16 protein-coding genes are annotated in these 17,620 nt (G+C 47.8%); 7 read left to right on the forward strand and 9 right to left on the reverse strand.

Translation table 11 applies throughout. The features are described from left to right. Positions 1–152: 152 nt before the first annotated feature. Positions 153–1,346 (reverse strand): NO-inducible flavohemoprotein, encoded by a 1,194-nt coding sequence (gene hmpA, locus ASC49_RS07765; RefSeq protein WP_055462675.1) that lies wholly within the window; start codon positions 1,344–1,346, stop codon positions 153–155. A 220-nt stretch (positions 1,347–1,566) separates the two neighbouring features. On the opposite strand from hmpA, the gene norR reads away from it, so the two are divergent. Beyond that, complete coding sequence (gene norR, locus ASC49_RS07770; protein ID WP_055462676.1) at positions 1,567–3,138, forward strand: nitric oxide reductase transcriptional regulator NorR; 1,572 nt, start codon at positions 1,567–1,569, stop codon at positions 3,136–3,138. Positions 3,139–3,165: 27 nt separating this feature from the next. Here the strand turns inward: norR and ASC49_RS07775 are convergent, their stop codons facing one another. Continuing rightward, on the reverse strand, positions 3,166–3,603 hold the full coding sequence (locus ASC49_RS07775; protein WP_055462677.1) for a group II truncated hemoglobin: 438 nt from the start codon (positions 3,601–3,603) through the stop codon (positions 3,166–3,168). Beyond that, positions 3,596–3,796, reverse strand: coding sequence for a hypothetical protein (locus ASC49_RS07780; RefSeq protein WP_055462678.1), 201 nt, complete (start codon positions 3,794–3,796; stop codon positions 3,596–3,598). Before ASC49_RS07780 ends, ASC49_RS07775 begins: the two co-directional genes overlap by 8 nt. A gap of 404 nt (positions 3,797–4,200) precedes the next feature. Between ASC49_RS07780 and ASC49_RS07785 the strand changes: the two genes are divergently transcribed. Beyond that, positions 4,201–5,487, forward strand: a complete 1,287-nt coding sequence (locus tag ASC49_RS07785) for an MATE family efflux transporter (protein ID WP_055462860.1) — start codon at positions 4,201–4,203, stop codon at positions 5,485–5,487. On the opposite strand, the gene ASC49_RS07790 is transcribed toward ASC49_RS07785, so the two are convergent. After that, positions 5,477–6,250, reverse strand: a complete 774-nt coding sequence (locus ASC49_RS07790) for a GntR family transcriptional regulator (RefSeq protein WP_055462679.1) — start codon at positions 6,248–6,250, stop codon at positions 5,477–5,479. The two genes, ASC49_RS07785 and ASC49_RS07790, sit on opposite strands and share 11 nt — an antisense overlap. A gap of 275 nt (positions 6,251–6,525) precedes the next feature. Between ASC49_RS07790 and ASC49_RS07795 the strand changes: the two genes are divergently transcribed. Next, complete coding sequence (locus ASC49_RS07795; RefSeq protein ID WP_055462680.1) at positions 6,526–9,336, forward strand: FAD-binding and (Fe-S)-binding domain-containing protein; 2,811 nt, start codon at positions 6,526–6,528, stop codon at positions 9,334–9,336. On the opposite strand, the gene ASC49_RS07800 is transcribed toward ASC49_RS07795, so the two are convergent. The 3 genes from ASC49_RS07800 to ASC49_RS07810 all read right to left on the reverse strand — a co-directional run bounded on the left by ASC49_RS07800 (position 9,326) and on the right by ASC49_RS07810 (position 12,114). Next, positions 9,326–10,171 (reverse strand): hypothetical protein, encoded by an 846-nt coding sequence (locus ASC49_RS07800; protein ID WP_055462681.1) that lies wholly within the window; start codon positions 10,169–10,171, stop codon positions 9,326–9,328. The genes ASC49_RS07795 and ASC49_RS07800 overlap by 11 nt on opposite strands. Then, on the reverse strand, positions 10,137–11,135 hold the full coding sequence (locus ASC49_RS07805; RefSeq protein WP_072242078.1) for a type IV toxin-antitoxin system AbiEi family antitoxin: 999 nt from the start codon (positions 11,133–11,135) through the stop codon (positions 10,137–10,139). The genes ASC49_RS07800 and ASC49_RS07805 overlap by 35 nt, the downstream gene beginning before the upstream one ends. Before the next feature lie 91 nt (positions 11,136–11,226). After that, positions 11,227–12,114, reverse strand: coding sequence for a LysR family transcriptional regulator (locus ASC49_RS07810; RefSeq protein ID WP_055462683.1), 888 nt, complete (start codon positions 12,112–12,114; stop codon positions 11,227–11,229). 111 nt (positions 12,115–12,225) lie between these two features. Between ASC49_RS07810 and ASC49_RS07815 the strand changes: the two genes are divergently transcribed. Together ASC49_RS07815 and ASC49_RS07820 are read left to right on the forward strand one after the other, a co-directional pair. Beyond that, positions 12,226–12,438: a DUF2798 domain-containing protein gene (locus ASC49_RS07815; protein ID WP_055462684.1), complete on the forward strand. Its 213-nt coding sequence runs from the start codon at positions 12,226–12,228 to the stop codon at positions 12,436–12,438. Positions 12,439–12,549: 111 nt separating this feature from the next. Further along, on the forward strand, positions 12,550–12,852 hold the full coding sequence (locus ASC49_RS07820) for a putative quinol monooxygenase (protein WP_055462685.1): 303 nt from the start codon (positions 12,550–12,552) through the stop codon (positions 12,850–12,852). A gap of 61 nt (positions 12,853–12,913) precedes the next feature. Here ASC49_RS07820 and ASC49_RS07825 read toward each other — a convergent pair whose 3' ends face one another. Then, a complete protein-coding gene (locus ASC49_RS07825; RefSeq protein WP_055462686.1) occupies positions 12,914–13,816 on the reverse strand; it encodes an EamA family transporter in 903 nt (300 codons plus the stop codon). A gap of 48 nt (positions 13,817–13,864) precedes the next feature. Between ASC49_RS07825 and ASC49_RS07830 the strand changes: the two genes are divergently transcribed. Continuing rightward, positions 13,865–15,382 carry an aminotransferase-like domain-containing protein gene (locus ASC49_RS07830; protein WP_245624663.1) on the forward strand — a complete coding sequence of 506 codons (1,518 nt, stop codon included), beginning with the start codon at positions 13,865–13,867 and terminating at the stop codon, positions 15,380–15,382. A 53-nt stretch (positions 15,383–15,435) separates the two neighbouring features. On the opposite strand, the gene ASC49_RS07835 is transcribed toward ASC49_RS07830, so the two are convergent. Beyond that, positions 15,436–16,032 carry a hypothetical protein gene (locus ASC49_RS07835; RefSeq protein ID WP_055462687.1) on the reverse strand — a complete coding sequence of 199 codons (597 nt, stop codon included), beginning with the start codon at positions 16,030–16,032 and terminating at the stop codon, positions 15,436–15,438. Between the two features lie 222 nt (positions 16,033–16,254). Between ASC49_RS07835 and ASC49_RS07840 the strand changes: the two genes are divergently transcribed. Continuing rightward, positions 16,255–17,607 (forward strand): multicopper oxidase family protein, encoded by a 1,353-nt coding sequence (locus tag ASC49_RS07840; RefSeq protein WP_211262031.1) that lies wholly within the window; start codon positions 16,255–16,257, stop codon positions 17,605–17,607. The last annotated feature ends 13 nt before the right edge of the window (positions 17,608–17,620 follow it).

A 17,620-nucleotide genomic window follows, 5' to 3' on the forward strand; every position in this document is an offset into this window, starting at 1 on the left:
GCTCTGGTGTGACTTTCTTGATAAGTTTCGGGTGAAGACAGAATCCTAAGCCTTAAGACCAGCCGTCAGGATGACGGCGTAGGCTCAATCGGCACATGGATGTGCCGTCTGAGCCGTCTCGAAGGCTGGATTTTGTCTCTTTACCGAGGAGCTTAAAAACTCTGATGCGGGCCAAATACTTCGTAATGGATACGATCATCGCTGACCCCAAGGCTTAGTAGCTGCTCTTTGATAAACATCATAAAGCCCACTGGGCCACATAAGTAGAAATCACCATCCGCCAGCGGCAGTATTTCAGAGACCTGTCCTAGCTGCATTTGGCCAGCCAAGACGCGCTCCGCGTTCTCTGGTGCGCCGTTTTCTAACCAAGTGTAGTGAGTCAGGTTGAGTGTTTGAGCTAGACCTTCAACATGTTCTGCAAACGAGTGTTGCTGTGCGTTGCGGCAAGCGTGTAGGTAGAAAATTGGGTTTTGGCTACCTTGTGCGGCTAACGTATCTAGCATGGCGTTCATCGGAGTTAAGCCTACGCCCGCGGAGATTAAAACCACTGGACGTTGACGCTCTTGGTAGTGGAAGTCACCTGCTGGTGGCATCAACTCGACTTCGTCACCCTCTTCGATGCCATCGTGTAGATAGTTAGAAACCACGCCGTTTTTCACATCGTTCAGTTCACGTTTAACACTGATACGGTAGCTCTGGCCGTTCGCCGCAGTGGAAAGACTGTATTGGCGGATTTCATCGTATTCGTGATCCGTTGGGTGTACTTTGATGCCTAGGTATTGGCCTGGTAGGTAATCAACGACATTACCACCATCAGTGGGTACAAATGTGAAGCTAGTGACCAATTCGGATTCAGCTTGTTTTTTCGCCACGCGGAATTTTCGGAAGCCTTCCCAGCCGCCATTCTTCGCCGCATTGGCTTTGTATAGGTCGCCTTCGACTTGAATAAAGATATCGGCGAGTTGCTGGTAAGCGGCGCTCCATGCTGCTTCGATCTCAGGTGTGAAGGCGTCGCCTAATAGCTCGCGTAGCGTCTCGATTAGATGGTGGCCAACGATCGCGTATTGGTTTGCTTGAATGTTGAAGCTGGTATGTTTGTGGGCAATACGCATGACTGCACCAGTCAGGACTTCTAGGTTATCAATATGGGTTGCATAGGCCGCGATGGCATTGAACAGCGCAGCTGGCTGACGACCTGTCGCTTGGTGTGACATGTTGAACACGTCTTTTAGCTCAGGGTTATGAGTAAACATACGATTGTAAAAGTGTTCAGTAATGGCCGTGCCAGCAGAGGCTAGTACAGGAATCGTCGCTTTTACGGTATCGATATGAGTTTGCGATAGCATAGGAGGTCTCCGCTATAAATTTGGTTGTTTAATCAGCCCGATGAAGAGAGCCAGTTACTCTGCTTATAGCGAATTCAATGCCAACTTTTAAAATCTTTAAAAATCAGTGTGTTAGATATTTTTTAAACTAATTCAAGTCAATATGACTTGTTTTATAAGATGTCATTATGATCTCTTTGAGTCAATATGACCTATCTATCACATTCTAAGAGCTGAGCCGATGATTTCTAGTGATACCTTACTGCGTTTTGCCCTTGATCTTGCCAGTGCAGTGACCCTCGAGGATCGCTTTGAACGTTTGATCCGCGCAATTCGCGCAACGGTGGCCTGCGATGCCGTGGTCCTGTTAGAGCGTAAAGGAGAACAACTACTGCCGTTGGCACAGCAAGGCTTGATGGACGATGTGATGGGGCGTCGTTTTAACATCGATGAACATCCGCGCTTTACCGAAATTTGTGGTGCCTATCACCCCGTGCGCTTTCCCACAGGTTGCACTCTGCCGGACCCTTACGATGGCATGGTGTCGGGCTTTGATGATGGCTTGCCTGTACACGCCTGCATGGGCATTCCGCTTTACGTGCAAGGTAACATGCTTGGCGTGGTGACCCTCGATAGTATGACGCCAGGGGTGTTCGATAGCTTGGATTCTCGCGCTTTGGATATTGTTGGCACCATGGCGGCCATGAGTTTAAACACGGCCATGCTGCTGGCGCGCTTGGAGCAGAAATCGAAACACGCGCAGGAGCTATTGGTCGAGTTGAGTGAAGAGGCGCTCAATAAAGAAGCCACGGAAATGGTAGGACAAAGCCAAGCGATGCAGACTTTAAAGCAACACCTCGAGCTGGTGGCACCAGCGGATTTGGCGGTACTGATTGAAGGCGAAACGGGGGTAGGTAAAGAATTAGTCGCGCGCACGCTGCATCGTTCATCGAAGCGTGCTCAAGCGCCAATGGTGTATGTAAACTGCGCGGCGATCCCTGAAAATCTAATCGAAAGCGAGCTGTTTGGACATGTCAAAGGTGCGTTTACCGGTGCTGACCGTGATCGGGTTGGTAAATTCACCCTCGCCCACGGTGGTACATTATTCCTTGATGAAATTGGCGAGCTGCCGCTCGAAGCGCAAGGCAGCTTGTTACGCGCGATACAGAACCAAGAAATCCAAGCGGTCGGCAAAGATAAGATCGAATACGTCGATGTACGCATCATTGCTGCGACCAATCGAGATTTGAAACAGGAAGTGGCGGAAAAACGTTTTCGCGCCGATTTGTATCATCGTCTAAGCGTGTTCCCAATCGCCGTGCCGCCACTGCGAGAACGAAATGGCGATGTGCTGTTGTTAGCGGGGTTCTTTGCCGAACAGCTGCGTCGTAAGTTTGGTTTGCAGCAAGTGACGTTATCTCCGCAAGCCAGTGATTGGCTCAAAGCCTACTCGTGGCCGGGTAATGTACGCGAGCTTGAACATGTCTTATCACGGGCGACCTTGTTGGCTAAAAGTAATACAAATCAGGGGATTACGAGGATTGAACCGATGCATTTAACGGGGCTGGTGGATGCTTTTAGCTCACAAGAAACGCCTGAACGAGTGCTTCCATCTCCAGTGCATTTAGATACAGCTGAAATCCAAGACTTAAAACTGGCAACAGAGGATTTTCAACGACGTGCGATTGAGCAAGCCCTAGATCAGGCCCAATTAAACTGGGCGCAAGCGGCACGATCATTAGGAATGGACCGTGCAAACTTGGTTCGTTTAGCTAAACGTTTAGGGATAGAAGTGACTAAGCAGCGCAGTTAAAACCGACTGTATGGCTCCACAGAGCCATTAAGACTCTTGAGCGTGCGTTGCTTGGCTGACCTGTTGTATACGCCCTGCTGGAACACTAAATGCAGCCACAAGGTATTCACGTAGATCTTCAGGATAGCCTAGATCACTGATCGCGTCTGACATGCAGTTGAGCCACATTAGCCGCTCTTTATCGTTCACTTTTAGGTGCGCGTGGGCACGCGGTAGGGCGATTTGGCCGTATTTCTGAGCGTACAGACGCTCGCCACCTAACCAACCGTGTAAGAACAGAATCAGTTTGTCGATCGACGTATCTATTGGCTGCGGGTGCATATCGAATAGCGGACGGTAAGCTGGCACTTCGGCCATGATGCGGTAAAAGTTATGAACCAGTTTGGTGAGACCTTCCATACCGCCAACGGCCTGTAACGTTGCATCTCCATCACCATAAGTTGGATTAGAGGTTGTCTCAGTCATTTTTCTTCTCTGCCGCAGCGGCCTTTTCTGCCTTCGCTTTATCCATTTTTACCGAGTTGCGGTAGCCACCTAATGCCGCCAAAGCACCGATGATCAAACTCATATACATCGGAATCTCAAACAACATGGTGATACTAACGAAGACACAGCCGACTGCTAGGCCTTCTAAAATAGGTTTTAATGTTTTTTTCATCACAATTCCCCAAAATTTTCGTCGCCGATTTTAGCAAAATCCCATCCAGTTTAAAGCAAATTGTGGAAAAAACGCCCAGTTATCCAGATGTCAATACGCTTTGAGGAAAAGGCAGAGAGGCATCACGTTTTTGTGGATAAGCAAATTTTTAACGTGAGTTGTGGATATAAACAGTGAAAATTTGCCTTTCGAGCAGTTGAAAACTGTCTAAAATAGCCCTTTTTGTGTATAAAGCCTTGTTATGTCCACAGGCAAAGTTTTGTTTAGTCGTGTGCATAGTTAGACCAGTTATCCACATAAAATGGATATCCACAGATCATGGATTTTCGAGGCTTGGCTTGAGTTTTCAACAGCTTGTAAAGCGCTTTCAAAAAGATGGCGAGTTAAACCAAAAAATTTGGCGCATGGCGTGGCCACCAATGGTGTCCAACATCACCACGCCATTATTAGGCTTGGTCGACACTGCTGTCGTAGGCCATTTAGGTACCGCGATACATTTGGGGGCGGTGGCGATTGGCGCGAGCATCTTTAGTTTCTTGTTTTGGGCATTTGGTTTTTTGCGAATGGGCTCAACGGGTTTAACTGCACAGGCGTTGGGTCGAGACGATGGTCGTCAAATACGTGCCCTACTACTGCAATCTCTCGCGATGGGTGTTGGCATTGGTCTGTTATTGATCCTGTTTCAAACCCCAATTATCGAGTTAGCGATTTACTTTATGGCACCCAGTGCCGAGCTAGAGCCGTGGGCAAGGGCTTATTGCGAGGCGCGCATCTACAGTGCCCCTGCGGTGCTGGCAGGCTATGCCCTGATGGGCTGGTTCTTTGGCGTACAGTATTCCAAAGGGCCGCTTTGGATGCTGTTGGTGATTAACCTAGCCAACATGGTGCTCGACTACGTTGCAGTATACCAGTGGAATATGGCCAGTGTCGGTGTCGCATGGGCGACGGTTGCTTCCCAGTATCTGGGGGTGGCGTTTGCGTTGTTACTGGCTTCTAAGCAGTTACAACGTTTTGAAGGTCATGTGCCGTTGATTGACCTGTCTAAGTGGCGCACTTACATCGAGTTAGTACAGGTGAATCGCTATTTGTTCGTGCGCACCATTCTTCTGTTAACCGTTATGACCTTTTTTACCGCCCAAGGCGCTCGACAAGGGGATGCAATTTTGGCGGCTAACGCGGTGTTAATGACTTTTCTGATGATCATCTCTAACGCCCTAGATGGCTTCGCATTCTCAGTGGAAGCTCTATGCGGTGAGTCTATAGGGCGTAAAAATCGCAAACTGTTCCAAACAGTGATTCGTTTATCGACCTACTGGGCGGTGGTTGCTGCCGTGATTTTAATGGTGATCTTCACTGTCTTTGGCGGCATGATCATTGATCTACTGACCAGTGTCGAGTCGGTGCGCGCCGAGGCAAAACTGTACCTACCATGGTTGATTGCTTTCCCTCTGTTGGGTATTTGGTCCTATATGCTCGATGGTATTTTTATCGGCACAACCAGTGTGAAACAGATGCAAAACACCATGATTATCAGTGTCTTAGGTGTCTTTTTTCCACTCTGGTTTATTACTCAAAGCCTTGGTAACCACGGCCTTTGGCTGAGTATGGCACTGTTCTTTATCGCGCGGGCGGTCACCCTTTGGTGGTGTTACCGCCGTAATTTACAACAAGGTGTTTGGTTCAGTTCATAGTGTTCTCACTGCGTCGCAAAGAACGCTGAATACGTGACTCTTCATGGCGTATCTTGAGCAGATTATCTTCGACAAACACTAGATGGGTATGCACGGCGGCACGGGCTTCATCGGCTTTGCCCGCCATAATCGCTTCATACAAGGTTTTATGGTGAGCCATAATGTGCTGGCGGGCATCTGGCTTATCAAACAAGTTGGTCAGGTTGGCCGAAATACTTTTCTCTAAGGTAGAGCATAGGCCACGTAATGTATGCAGCAATACCACATTGTGGGCACATTCGGCGATGGCCATGTGGAACTCGGTATCTAGCTTGGATTCTTGGCTCGCATCTTCTTTTAGATTGGCTTCCACTAAGGCGTCATAACGCTTGGTGAGCATGGCTTTATCCGCTTCAGTGGCGCGCAAAGCCGCGTAATAGGCCGATAACCCCTCTAACGCATCACGAAACTCTAGCTGATCGTACAAGAATTCATCGTGGGCGCTGAGCAACTCTAATAATGGATCGGTAAAGGATGAGCCAATCTGCTCCGACACATAGGTGCCGCCACCATGTTTTGAATATACCACTCCTCGCGCGGCCAGCTTTTGCAGCGCTTCACGCAAAGACGGGCGCGACACCTCAAAACGTTCGGCGAGTTCGCGCTCGGGCGGTAATTTTTGCCCTGCTTTAAAAGTACCGTCCAGAATCATACTTTCTAGCTCTTGCATAATAAGGTCAGACACCTTGGTCTGTTTGGCACGCTGAAAAGGACGATTATTCATAGTTTTGTTCCTGTGAAAGCTTTGTCTTTAAAGGAAAAAATATCTTTGGTCTTACCAATTTTGTAGTTATTAACAGATTGGTCTGAATTTGTGATTAAGTTAAAAATTGGTAAAACCACTCATAAATTCGAGAAAAATGTCACTAAATTCTTATAAATTGAATGTTTGACTTTCTGACGAAAGGTTTTTATTGTCTTGAAACATAGCAAAGGTAAATTGGTATTACCACTTTATTCGATAAGAGATTGAAATCTTATCCTGAGACGGATGCCCTTATGAAATCGCAATATCAAGCTCTATACACCCAGCTCGCACAACGCATTGATGAAGAGCGTTTAATTCATGACCCACTGCGTACGCTTGCTTATGGTACTGACGCTAGCTTCTACCGTTTGGTGCCGCAACTTGTGGTGCGTGTACATAACGAAGACGAAGTTCGTTTTGTACTGGGGTGTACTCGAGCGCTTGATATTCCGGTGACCTTCCGCGCTGGGGGTACCAGTTTGTCGGGACAAGCGGTCACGGATTCCGTACTGATCCAGCTCTCAGATCAATGGAAAGGCTACCGTATTCATGACCATGGTCATGCGGTTTCACTACAGCCTGGCATTATTGGTGCACGTGCTAACCAGCTGTTAGCACCCTATCAACGTAAGATCGGCCCTGATCCCGCGTCGATTAATGCCTGTATGATCGGCGGTATTGCGGCGAATAATGCCAGTGGCATGTGCTGTGGTACGGCGCAAAACAGCTACCACACTGTCAAAAGCATGCGCATTATCTTTGAAGACGGTACTTTGCTTGATACGGCAGATGAGAACAGTCGTGCAGCATTCCAAAAAAGCCATGCAGATTTGCTATCTGAATTGGAAACACTGGCGATTGATGTCAAAAATAATAGCGATTTAGCGGATAAAATTAGACACAAATATAGGCTAAAAAACACCACTGGGTACAGTATTAACAGTTTGGTGGATTTTGACGACCCATTCGACATTCTGATGCACCTTATGATCGGCTCTGAAGGGACATTGGGCTTTATCAGCGAAGTGACTTATCACACGGTGGAAGAACACCCGATCAAAGCCGCTGCTTTGATCTACTTCCCTGATATGGAAACCACTTGTCGTGCTGTGACAGTGTTAAAAAGCACCCCTGTTTCAGCGGTGGAGCTGATCGACCGTGCGGGTCTACGGACTGTAGAAGGTAAGCCGGGGATGCCGGATATCCTGAAAGACTTGGGTGATGACGTTGCCGGCTTATTGGTGGATGTGCGTGGTACGACGGCTGCAGAACTTGAGCAGAAAGTGGCTGAGGTGACGCTGTCTCTACAGGGTATGAATGCGCTGTACGAGATTGAATTTACTCAAGAAAAAGGCCTATACGAGACCTACTGGAAGATCCGTAAAGGCATGTTCCCAGCGGTTGGTGCAGTACGTAAAGTCGGTACTACTGTGATCATCGAAGACGTAGCGTTTCCCGTGGAACAATTGGCCGAGGGCGTGTTAGAGCTGCAAGGCGTGTTCCAAAAATACGGCTACAGCGAAGCCATCCTGTTTGGCCATGCCCTAGAAGGCAATCTGCACTTTGTCTTTACCCAAGGCTTTGATGATCCTGCAGAAGTAAAACGCTACGAAGCCCTAATGGATGAAGTCGCACAGCTTGTCGCTGTGAAATATAACGGTTCCCTAAAAGCTGAGCACGGCACTGGCCGAAATATGGCCCCTTATGTATTGCTTGAATGGGGTCAACAAGCCTATGACATCATGTGGCAGTTGAAAAAAGCCTTTGATCCCAAAGGCTTACTCAACCCTGATGTGATCTTGAGCCACAACGCCAACATTCACGTACAGAATCTGAAGCCTCTGCCGCAAGCCAACGACAAGGTGGATACCTGTATCGAATGTGGCTTCTGTGAGTCTGTATGTCCTTCCCGAGCACTGACTTTAACGCCACGCCAACGAATCGTGCTATGGCGTGAAATTCAGCGCCTAGAGCGCTCTGGTGAATCACCAAAGCGTTTAGCCGAACTGCGCCATGAATACGAGTACGAAGGTGTTGACACCTGTGCGGCCTGTGGCCTTTGTTCGATGCAATGCCCTGTCGGTATTAACACGGGCGATCTGACCCGCGAATTGCGCCATGATCGCTATGACGATACCAAGGTGGGTTACTGGATCGCGGATCATTTTGAAGGTGTGACACAGACTGCCCGTGCCGGTCTTGCTGTAGCGGGTGGCATGCGCAATATCCTCGGTAATGCGGGTATGAAAGCTGTGACGGGCGTGGCGAATAGCCTAACAGGTGGCATGGTGCCAAAATGGCATGCGCAAATGCCAAGCGCCGCTTCCGTTCCGAAGCAGCGCATCGCGATTACTCAAGAAGGCCGTCCAACAGTGGTTTATGTGCCAAGCTGTGCTACCCGCGTTATGGGAGCTGGCCCAAATGCCAATGACAAGCGCCCAGTGATGGAAGTGATGTTATCTGTACTGGAAAAAGCGGGCTATAACGTGATTGTACCTGATGGCATCGACAGCCAATGCTGTGGCATGGCCTTCCAATCCAAAGGGCAATTTGCCGCAGCAGAGCAAAAAGCCAATGATCTCAACACGTTACTAATGAAGGCAAGCCAACAAGGTGCTTTGCCAGTGGTGTGCGACACCAGTCCGTGCTTGTTGCGGATGAAAGAATCCTTGGACCCTGCTTTGAAGCTATACGAGCAAGTGCAGTTCCTATCCGAGTTCGCCATGGCGAATCTTAAGATCGAGCAGAAGATTCCGAAAATGGCGCTGCACATTACCTGCAGCACCACGCGAATGGGCTTGGGAAACACCTTTGTGAACTTAGCTGAGCAGCTTGCTGACGAAGTGGTCATCCCACCAGACATCACCTGCTGTGGCTTTGCCGGGGACAAAGGATTCAGCACACCAGAGTTAAATCAAAGTGCCCTGAAAACCCTGAAAAGCGCCGTACAAGACTGCGAAGTCGGCTATTCCAACTCCCGTACCTGCGAGATAGGCCTAACCGAGCACTCGGGGATTGAGTATCAATCGATTGTTTACTTAGTTGATCAGCTTAGCTGCTAACACTCCTGTTTAACCCAAGCTGAAGGTCGTTTAGCCACTGTTCAATATTACTGGAATCGTGGCTATTCGATTCTTTGAGTAGACTGTCGAGCAATGGCTCTTTCTGTGTGATTAAAACGGTCTTCAAGGAATCCAGTGTATCCGAGGACTTTTGAGCACCAAAAAGCATACCGATATCATAGCCTAGTAAGAATGCTCCTAGTCTATCAGGATTGAACTCTAAGAAGTCTCCAGGCACATACTCCTCGTAAAGGCGATCTAGCTCGATATTTGAGTATTCCTTTAAAATGGTCAGGAAATCTTGAGCATCTTTGTTACTTTCATGACGTCGCTCTCCCCAAGCAATGAGTTTGAGTAAAGCTAGTCCCGCAAGTGACGATACTTTGATGATGTAATTAGGCGCTATCTCAATATTGAGAGCGTGGTCATAAGCCTCTCTAAAGCCTGCGACGGACATACTGATAGCGTACTCTGGTGGCCACTCTATCTGATTATTAGCTCCTGTAATCTCTCCAAACGGAATGATATCAACAGGCAAGCCTGTTTCTTGGTGGAGCAACCTATGAGCAACCACTGTTTCTTTGAGCCCCTCCTTGATGAGCTGTTGTCGTAGTTTGTCATATGCATCCCAGCTAGAAATCAGTACTGCTGTATCAATATCGTAGGTCTTACGACCAATATTTCGTTCAAAGACATGGTGCAGAACTAAGTCTCGTGCTGTAGCGCCAGCGATAAAAACGGGAATACCAAGAACGCTGGTTGAATCTATGATTATTTTAACAACTGGCTTAAAAGCTTGGTTAATTGGTTGCTTTAGTTGATAGGTATTGTTCATGTAGCATCCTTGCTGTTTCATGGTTTCGACTGTCTAAGCTAGCCTCTAGTTCGGCGATGGCTAGCAATGCTTGTGTGCGATCGCTCCATTTGAGGCTCTTACCCCAAAATGCAGGAACTAACCAAAGATTTCCTTCCGCATCTGGTCGACATTTAAGTTGAGCGAGCTTCTTCTGAAGGGGAATGTGTGTGAATAGCTGCCAGTCATGGGCATTTAAATAAGCTGTAAGTTGCTCTGCGGCGACTTCTCCCCCCCATTTATCATCTTGTTCCAGTGATATGTTTTGCCATGAAGTGGGATATGTAACGCGAATGCCTCCAAGAGATTTACGTAGCGTCATCCGATAAGAATCTAGCCAAAGTTGTATTAAGCGTTCCTTGTCCAAGATTCTCTTTGGCTTAATGCTAACCACCTTCGCTTCTGCTAAAAGCTTCAAGGCCTTACTGACCATACCAAGAGAAATATTCGCCATATCAGCGAGTTCTCGGTAGGTAGATTTTATGCTGTGGGGCGCTGCAGCAAGGGTAAATAGAAGCTTACAGACTCCTTCTGACATAAGTGAGTTTCTGCTTATATTTGTTGGCTGAGGCGTGTCTTCAATCGCTTTAGTTTGTTGAGCCCAAATCATTACATGATCAGCTTGAATAGAAACATTACCAAAAGAGTCAATGACATTGAGGCTATTTTGCTGGCATTGCTCTAGCAGAAACTTCGAAAGGCCATTACAGATCAGTAAGGTGTTTGGACCGGCATGTTCAAAGAGAGGTATTAAGCTTTCTTTGCGGTGAATTCTCTTAGCTTCTACATAGAAATGGATTTTTTGTGGGCCAAATGTCAGCTCTATTTCTGCATCACAAAATGGTTCTGATTTATGAGTGCTATCCATAACTACCTTAGCTTTGATATGAGCAGGTAGCATAGCGATAGCGCTCGTGATGAAGTTTTCTTTAGAGTTATGATCCATTTTATTCACGACTATAGTTTTGTTCATGATTCATGAACAAAACTATAGTCGTGAACATTAAGAGGTGCAATTTTATAATTAAATTTTTAGGCTACACCCCATGAAACCATTCCTGCTGCTGCAAAAACGTAATCAATTCATCCCGCAGCAACTTGGCTCGTACCGATAAACTACGGCGAGAGGCCCACACCATATAAATCTCACGGTTACGGCCGTGCCAGTCGGGCAGCACACGCTTTAAATGGCCTTGTTGGATATCGTGGTAAACCAAGCTTTCTGGAAGCAAGGTGACACCTTGGCCGTGTTTGGCGAGGTTAACGGCGATGCGCATATCATTGCTGGTATGACGATGGGTTTTCAGGATACTGTGCTTTTTACCATTATCAGTATGAGTGATGTGCCAGTCGGTGAACAACTGCCCTGCGACGCTTGGGCTTTGCTCTAATTGTTCGATGGTTTCCGGAAATGGCGTGAGATCTGGTGATGCGACTAAAATGCCTTGTATTTCGCCGACCTTACGTTGAATCAGGGATAGGTTGGACGATTGGCCAGAGCGCAAGGCTAGATCAGCTTGCTTATCCTGCAAACTTTCGAAATGGTTGCTGAGTTCTATTCGTAGGCTAATCTGCGGGTATTGTACGGTAAAATACGCCCAAAACTCATCCAGTGGCCCGGCACCAAGGTTGGTTGGGGCAAGGAGCTTCACTTCCCCTTCTAAGCTGTTGAGCGTGTGGTCGAGATCGGAAATGCGCTGGTCTAACGCTTCGATAAATTCAGCACATTCGCGATAGTAGGATTCGCCAACAGACGTGAGAGTTAGCCCTTTGGTGGAGCGATGTAGCAATACGGACCCAAGGGTGTTTTCAAGGCTGGCAATGCGTCTTGAAACCGTGGCGATGGTCATGCCGAGCTTGTCTGCTGTAGCCGTGAGGCTTTTAGTTTCGGCGGCAACGATAAAGATCTTTAAGTCATCAAGCATTTTGCAAATCTGTAAAAAGGTTTATCAGAACTGGCTATTTTTACCAATATAGCGGTTTGCTATGCTCTACGCATTATTTAACCCCCATTCACAGACTACCGAGAAAGTTCTATGAAACATCGAATCATATTCGCCGCGCTTATGTCCTTTGTTCTGTCTTTGCTGATGTCTGCATGGATCACTTTTATGAACATTGGTGCCCACGCAGATTTCGTCTCTTTTTGGATGCATGCATGGATCTACGCGTGGCCAGCTGCGGGCACTATCTCGTTTATCTTCGGCCCCTATTTACACCAGCTAGCCACAAAACTTGCAGGGAAGTAGTGCCTGTAGGCCTCAAAGAGGCTTCAGCCGTTGTTGGAGCGAAGTGCTTTCTTAGCAAAGGGCGCAGCCTCTCCACGATAGATAGCATTAAATTAATCAAAAGGACTCAAGATGATCACTGCAATAGTGAAAGCAAGCATTAAATCAGGCATGCATGAAAGGTTAAGAGAAACAGCGGGGATTTTACAGCATGAGTTTTCAGTTAATGAACCTGGTTGTGAGCAGTATGAATCATTTATAGACGGAGACGTTTTTATAACGATCGAGCGCTGGACTGATCAAGCTTGTCTTGACCAACACTTGGAGACAGAGCATGTAAAGAAGTATGTGCCAGAGCTGAGAAAGTGCGTTGAAAAAGGCGAGTTCTCTGTCCAGTTTATTGAATCAGAAAAGATACGTTTTATAACGATCTAGTGAAGCAACGGCAGTATTGAAGCGTTTCAGGCGCCCTCATTAGGGCGCCTCTCACAATAATTTAAAGAGTACTCACTTTCTTCAAACGAATATCGGTTGCTTGTTTTACCCTTAGCAGCTTCATTTCACTTATCGCGACCCCCAGTAAGATCACGACGGCCGCAGTCGCCTGCACCGCATCGAGGCTTTCATCAAAAAATAGATAACCACCGATCATGGCAAATACCGGCACCAGCAATGTCATGGGGGCGACGTCTGAGACCGAGTATTTGACAATCATCTTATTCCAGAGCCAGTAGCCTAATAACGTAGTCGGGTACGCTTGGAAAGCGGCAGAGAACAGTACTGAGCCGTTGATCTCGGCAATGGACTGCATCACCGAGCTTGGGCCGCTAACGATCAAGGCTAAGACAAACAAGGGAATGGGGGCAAAAGCCATCCCCCAGATATTAAACGCAAACACGGCTCGTGTTCCCGAGCGTTTGACGATCAAGCCATTGATGCTCCAAAACACGGAAGCGCTGAGTACTAGCGCTAGGCCCAAAGGTGTGACTGTGCCATCTTGGTTCCAAATGATCAGACCCAGACCAATCAACGCCAACACTGAGCCGAGCACTTTGCCGACGGTTACTTGCTCTTTGAGCAAGTAACGACCTACTAACAAGCTGCTAATCACGCTCATATCCAACAATAATGACGCCAATCCGCTGGTCAACCCTGCGCCTACGGACAAGGTGGTCAAGCCCCAGACACCGACGCCAAAGGTTATACCGTAAGTTATCAGATAGCGCCAAGGCACATTAGGTCTTTTGACAAAGAAGATTAGCGGCAGTACCGCCAAGGTAAAACGTAGTGCTGTCAGCAAAAAGGGATCGAAGTTATTGACCCCTAATTTGATCACGCTGAAGTTAAAGCCCCACAAGGCCATCAATAGCACCAGTAGCAAGCTGTCTTGTCGAGTCATCGCCCGTCCCTCCTATTTTGCTTAGTTTGGCGTAAGTGAAGACTTAGTATGGTGCGAAGCTTGCCAAGAGAGCAGATTCAATTTTTAATAAAAATAAGAGTACAATTTTTAACGCAGCGTTTCGGAGAACAAGGCAGTGCCATGACCCTATACGAATCCTTAGCTCAACGATTTATTGATGACATTGTTTGTGAGCGCTTGCCTATTGGAGCTCGTTTGCCTGCGCTACGGCAGCTGGCTCAGCAGCAGGGAGTGAGTGTAACCACAGCAGGCAAAGCTTATGATTACTTGGCTGATCGAGGTTGGATATACGCACGGCCACAGGCGGGTTATTTTGTAGCAAATCGTAGTCAGATCACCGAATTTCCAGCATTATCGAGCCATTCTTTAACGCCCCGTGACCCCAGTCGCTTTGCTCCGGTACAAGGTTACAACAGTGGATTAACCGGCTTTGCACCGCTTGGCACTTCCCTCCTCGCGCCGGCATTATTACCCGAAGTCGACCTAGCTCGGACCATCAAACGGGTCACTCGCCGAGCTAGCCAAAGCATGTTCAGCTACCCAGAATCTCAGGGCTTAGAAAGCCTGCGTCAGGCACTTTCTGAGCATTTTCGTGAGAACCATTTCGCGTTTAATGCAGAAGAGTTGGTGATTACTAACTCTTGCTTGGACTCAGTACGTATTGCTCTAGAGTGCTTAACCGAGCCGCAAGATGCCATCGCAGTGTGTTCCCCTTGCTTTAGCGGCTTGTTGGATTTACTGACTACGCTAAAGCGTCAAATTATCGAAATCCCCGTTACCCATGAAGGCATCGATCTACACGCACTGGAGACTTGTTTTGCGGGACAAAAAGTCTCAGCGGCACTGCTCAGTACCACCCATGTAAACCCTCTTGGAATTACGTTACCGACGCAACAAAAGCAGGCCATCGCTGCCTTAGCGTCTAAGTATAAAATGCCGATTATCGAGGATGATGTGTACTTTGAGTTAAGCCATCAAAAAGAAAAGCCCCTGCCCGCAAAATATTGGGACACAGATGGCTATATTCTCTGGTGTAGCTCGATTTCCAAAGTCTTGGCACCTGGATTGAGGCTGGGTTGGTGTTTACCTGGGCGCTATTTTGACAAATTCTATGGACACCACAGCTATACCAGTATGGGCGTGAACAGTTTAGTCCAAGCGTGTATTGCTGAATTCATCCTGTGTGGCGACTATCGTAACCATATCAATAAGGTACGTCCGATTTTGCAGTCGCAGGTACACCTATATCGGCAGTTTTTAGCAGAACATTTACCAAGCTCTGCGCAGATCAGCGCACCACAAGGAGGCTTGGTATTGTGGCTGAGGATTCCCGGTGTGGATACGAATCAATTGGCGGATGAAGCTCGAAAAGCGGGTGTGGACATCCGCCGCGGCAGCTGCTTTAGCACACACCCTGATTATAATGATTGCTTACGAATCAACTGTGGCTGGCCGCTCTATCTTAAAGTAGAGCGTGACAGTGCACAGATGCAGTTACAGGGGTTATGTGAGTTAGTTCAGTCGTTAAAGGGATCAGATTCCTAAGAAAACGCAGTTTGAGCCCAGTTAGGTTTTTCAGAAATCTGCCCCTGAATTATTTAAGCTATTTGCTGGGAGAGCACCACACGGCGATATTGCAAGATAATCAGAATAATCAAGAAGCCGATGGCTAAGCAGAATGGGAACAAGACGGTCGTCACGGAGTAGGCTTCCAGTGCGACGATCGAGCAGACGCTTCGCAAGATCATAATGATGTAAAACACACGACTGTCTTCAAAGGGGCGGTTATACGCTTTACGAAAGGTCGGTCCAAAGCCAATCATATCAATGGTGGTGAGAATAATAACGGTCCAGAGCGGGTCATTGGTCATATACCACAGTGGCAGCGATGCTAGCGCGACCATCAAGAAGCCCCAATCTGATCTGGTAATAGTGCTATCCCCACGTTTTAGATAGGCCAAAATAGCGATCAAAATGGTGATAAAGCCCGATAAGCCAATTGGCCAAGCGCCAACGCCGCCCTCTGCTTCCAGCTGAGCGAAGAAGATCACTGTGGTGGTAATGCCCCAGATGACCCATGAAAATACGTGTGGCTTGACCTGACCGCGAAGAATCAACGCGATATAAGGCACAAAACCGATCAAAGCTAAGAGGATAGCGATCCCGCTGAAGATGAGTTTGATATTGCCGTCCATGTGCCCTCCTATCTGATTGGCTAAAAGTATGATTCTACCGAGTTGGAGATTAAACAGTCGGACAAAACACGCCAGATTTGCACCAAAATAGGTCGTTTTGCAGTGTTCGGGATAAACCGCTGACGATGTAAATCAAAACTTCTGTTTATGGTGTAATGCCGTTATTGAGAATTATTTACACCTATGAAATTATCGTGGCGTGATTAATAGAGGAAGACCATTGTGGACCGTCGTCAGTTTCTTAAAACCAGTTCTGCTCTACTTGCCTTTGGCTCTCTGCCAAAAATTGTGCTCGCTAAGCCGAGTGATGGCTTTGATTATGAACTGGTTGTCGCGCCTGCAGACGTGCGTATCGCGCCGCACGGTAACACACCAGCATGGTGTTTTAATGGTCACTTTCCTGCGCCCGTGATCCGTGCCAAACAACATCAGCCAGTACGAATTCGAGTGGTCAATAAACTGACGGAGCCGACCACGATTCATTGGCACGGTTTGCGTATTCCGATTGCCATGGACGGTGTGCCATTTCTTAGTCAACGCCCCATTATGCCGGGGGAAACTTTTGATTATGAGTTTACACCGCCGGATGCTGGTACCTTCTGGTATCACCCGCATATGAACAGTGTTGAGCAGTTGGGTAAAGGCCTAGTCGGCGCCTTAATTGTCGATGAAGCTGTCGATCCGGGCTTTGATGCGGATGTTGTGATGGGCTTAAAGAATTGGCATATCCGCGATGATGGCTCTTTTACTGCACTCACCACTCCTCGTAATGCTTTTCGTATGGGCACACCGGGGCGACTGATGACAGTAAACGGTAAAACCGCTCCGACCTATTACGTGCCGACTGGTGGTGCCATTCGTGCGCGCTTAGTCAATATTGATAATACGGTCACCTATGATATCAGTGGCCAAGGCGCTGAGCTCACCATCGTCTCGATAGACGGTAACCCTATTGCTCGCCCTCGCCCGCTGGAGCAGCATTTGATGGGGCCAGGCATGCGCTTGGATGTAGGCTTTATTGCGCCCCACCAAGCAGGCCAAACCATTACGATTTATCACAAGCATGACGTTCTGGTGACCTTTAAAACCGTGGGCGCAGACAAACAACGCCAGCAGCTACCAAGCTTGCCGCTCAACCCGATTCCTAGCCCAGACTTAGATAATGCTGAAGTGATTAAGTTTGCCTTTGAATGGGACGCTTCCATTAACCCGATTGAGAAAAATGGTGAGGTCAATTACCGCTTTTGGACCATTAACCGTAAAGCATGGGAAGGCATGTCTGCAGGCGACATCCCCGCACCCTTGGCGAAGCTGAAACGCGGTAAAAGCTATATCTTTGAGCTGGCAAATTTGACCCAATATCACCATCCGATTCACCTACATGGGCATACTTTTACGGTATTGGCGTCGAATAAACAGACCATTGAGCCGTTCCATTCTGATACGGTGTTACTAGGACAGAATGAAATTGCTCGGATTGCCTTTGTCGCGGATAACCCTGGACGTTGGATGTATCACTGTCACGTGATTGAGCACTTAAAGACGGGCTTAATGGGATACATTGAAGTGGCGTAATAGCTTAGAGTCT

Origin of the sequence: Marinomonas fungiae (assembly GCF_001418205.1) — a bacterium.
Taxonomy (GTDB): domain Bacteria; phylum Pseudomonadota; class Gammaproteobacteria; order Pseudomonadales; family Marinomonadaceae; genus Marinomonas; species Marinomonas fungiae.

What these genes read in the sequence shown, in the direction of transcription:
- ASC49_RS07790 (WP_055462679.1), bottom strand. Translation starts at nt 6,250, where the DNA reads ATGAATAATCGTCCTTTTCAGCGTGCCAAACAGACCAAGGTGTCTGAC.
- ASC49_RS07835 (WP_055462687.1), bottom strand. Translation starts at nt 16,032, where the DNA reads ATGGACGGCAATATCAAACTCATCTTCAGCGGGATCGCTATCCTCTTA.
- norR (WP_055462676.1), top strand. Translation starts at nt 1,567, where the DNA reads ATGATTTCTAGTGATACCTTACTGCGTTTTGCCCTTGATCTTGCCAGT.
- ASC49_RS07810 (WP_055462683.1), bottom strand. Translation starts at nt 12,114, where the DNA reads ATGCTTGATGACTTAAAGATCTTTATCGTTGCCGCCGAAACTAAAAGC.
- ASC49_RS07785 (WP_055462860.1), top strand. Translation starts at nt 4,201, where the DNA reads ATGGCGTGGCCACCAATGGTGTCCAACATCACCACGCCATTATTAGGC.
- ASC49_RS07775 (WP_055462677.1), bottom strand. Translation starts at nt 3,603, where the DNA reads ATGACTGAGACAACCTCTAATCCAACTTATGGTGATGGAGATGCAACG.
- ASC49_RS07800 (WP_055462681.1), bottom strand. Translation starts at nt 10,171, where the DNA reads ATGAACAATACCTATCAACTAAAGCAACCAATTAACCAAGCTTTTAAG.
- ASC49_RS07820 (WP_055462685.1), top strand. Translation starts at nt 12,550, where the DNA reads ATGATCACTGCAATAGTGAAAGCAAGCATTAAATCAGGCATGCATGAA.
- ASC49_RS07805 (WP_072242078.1), bottom strand. Translation starts at nt 11,135, where the DNA reads ATGGATCATAACTCTAAAGAAAACTTCATCACGAGCGCTATCGCTATG.
- ASC49_RS07825 (WP_055462686.1), bottom strand. Translation starts at nt 13,816, where the DNA reads ATGACTCGACAAGACAGCTTGCTACTGGTGCTATTGATGGCCTTGTGG.
- ASC49_RS07815 (WP_055462684.1), top strand. Translation starts at nt 12,226, where the DNA reads ATGAAACATCGAATCATATTCGCCGCGCTTATGTCCTTTGTTCTGTCT.
- hmpA (WP_055462675.1), bottom strand. Translation starts at nt 1,346, where the DNA reads ATGCTATCGCAAACTCATATCGATACCGTAAAAGCGACGATTCCTGTA.
- ASC49_RS07830 (WP_245624663.1), top strand. Translation starts at nt 13,865, where the DNA reads ATGGTGCGAAGCTTGCCAAGAGAGCAGATTCAATTTTTAATAAAAATA.
- ASC49_RS07780 (WP_055462678.1), bottom strand. Translation starts at nt 3,796, where the DNA reads ATGAAAAAAACATTAAAACCTATTTTAGAAGGCCTAGCAGTCGGCTGT.
- ASC49_RS07795 (WP_055462680.1), top strand. Translation starts at nt 6,526, where the DNA reads ATGAAATCGCAATATCAAGCTCTATACACCCAGCTCGCACAACGCATT.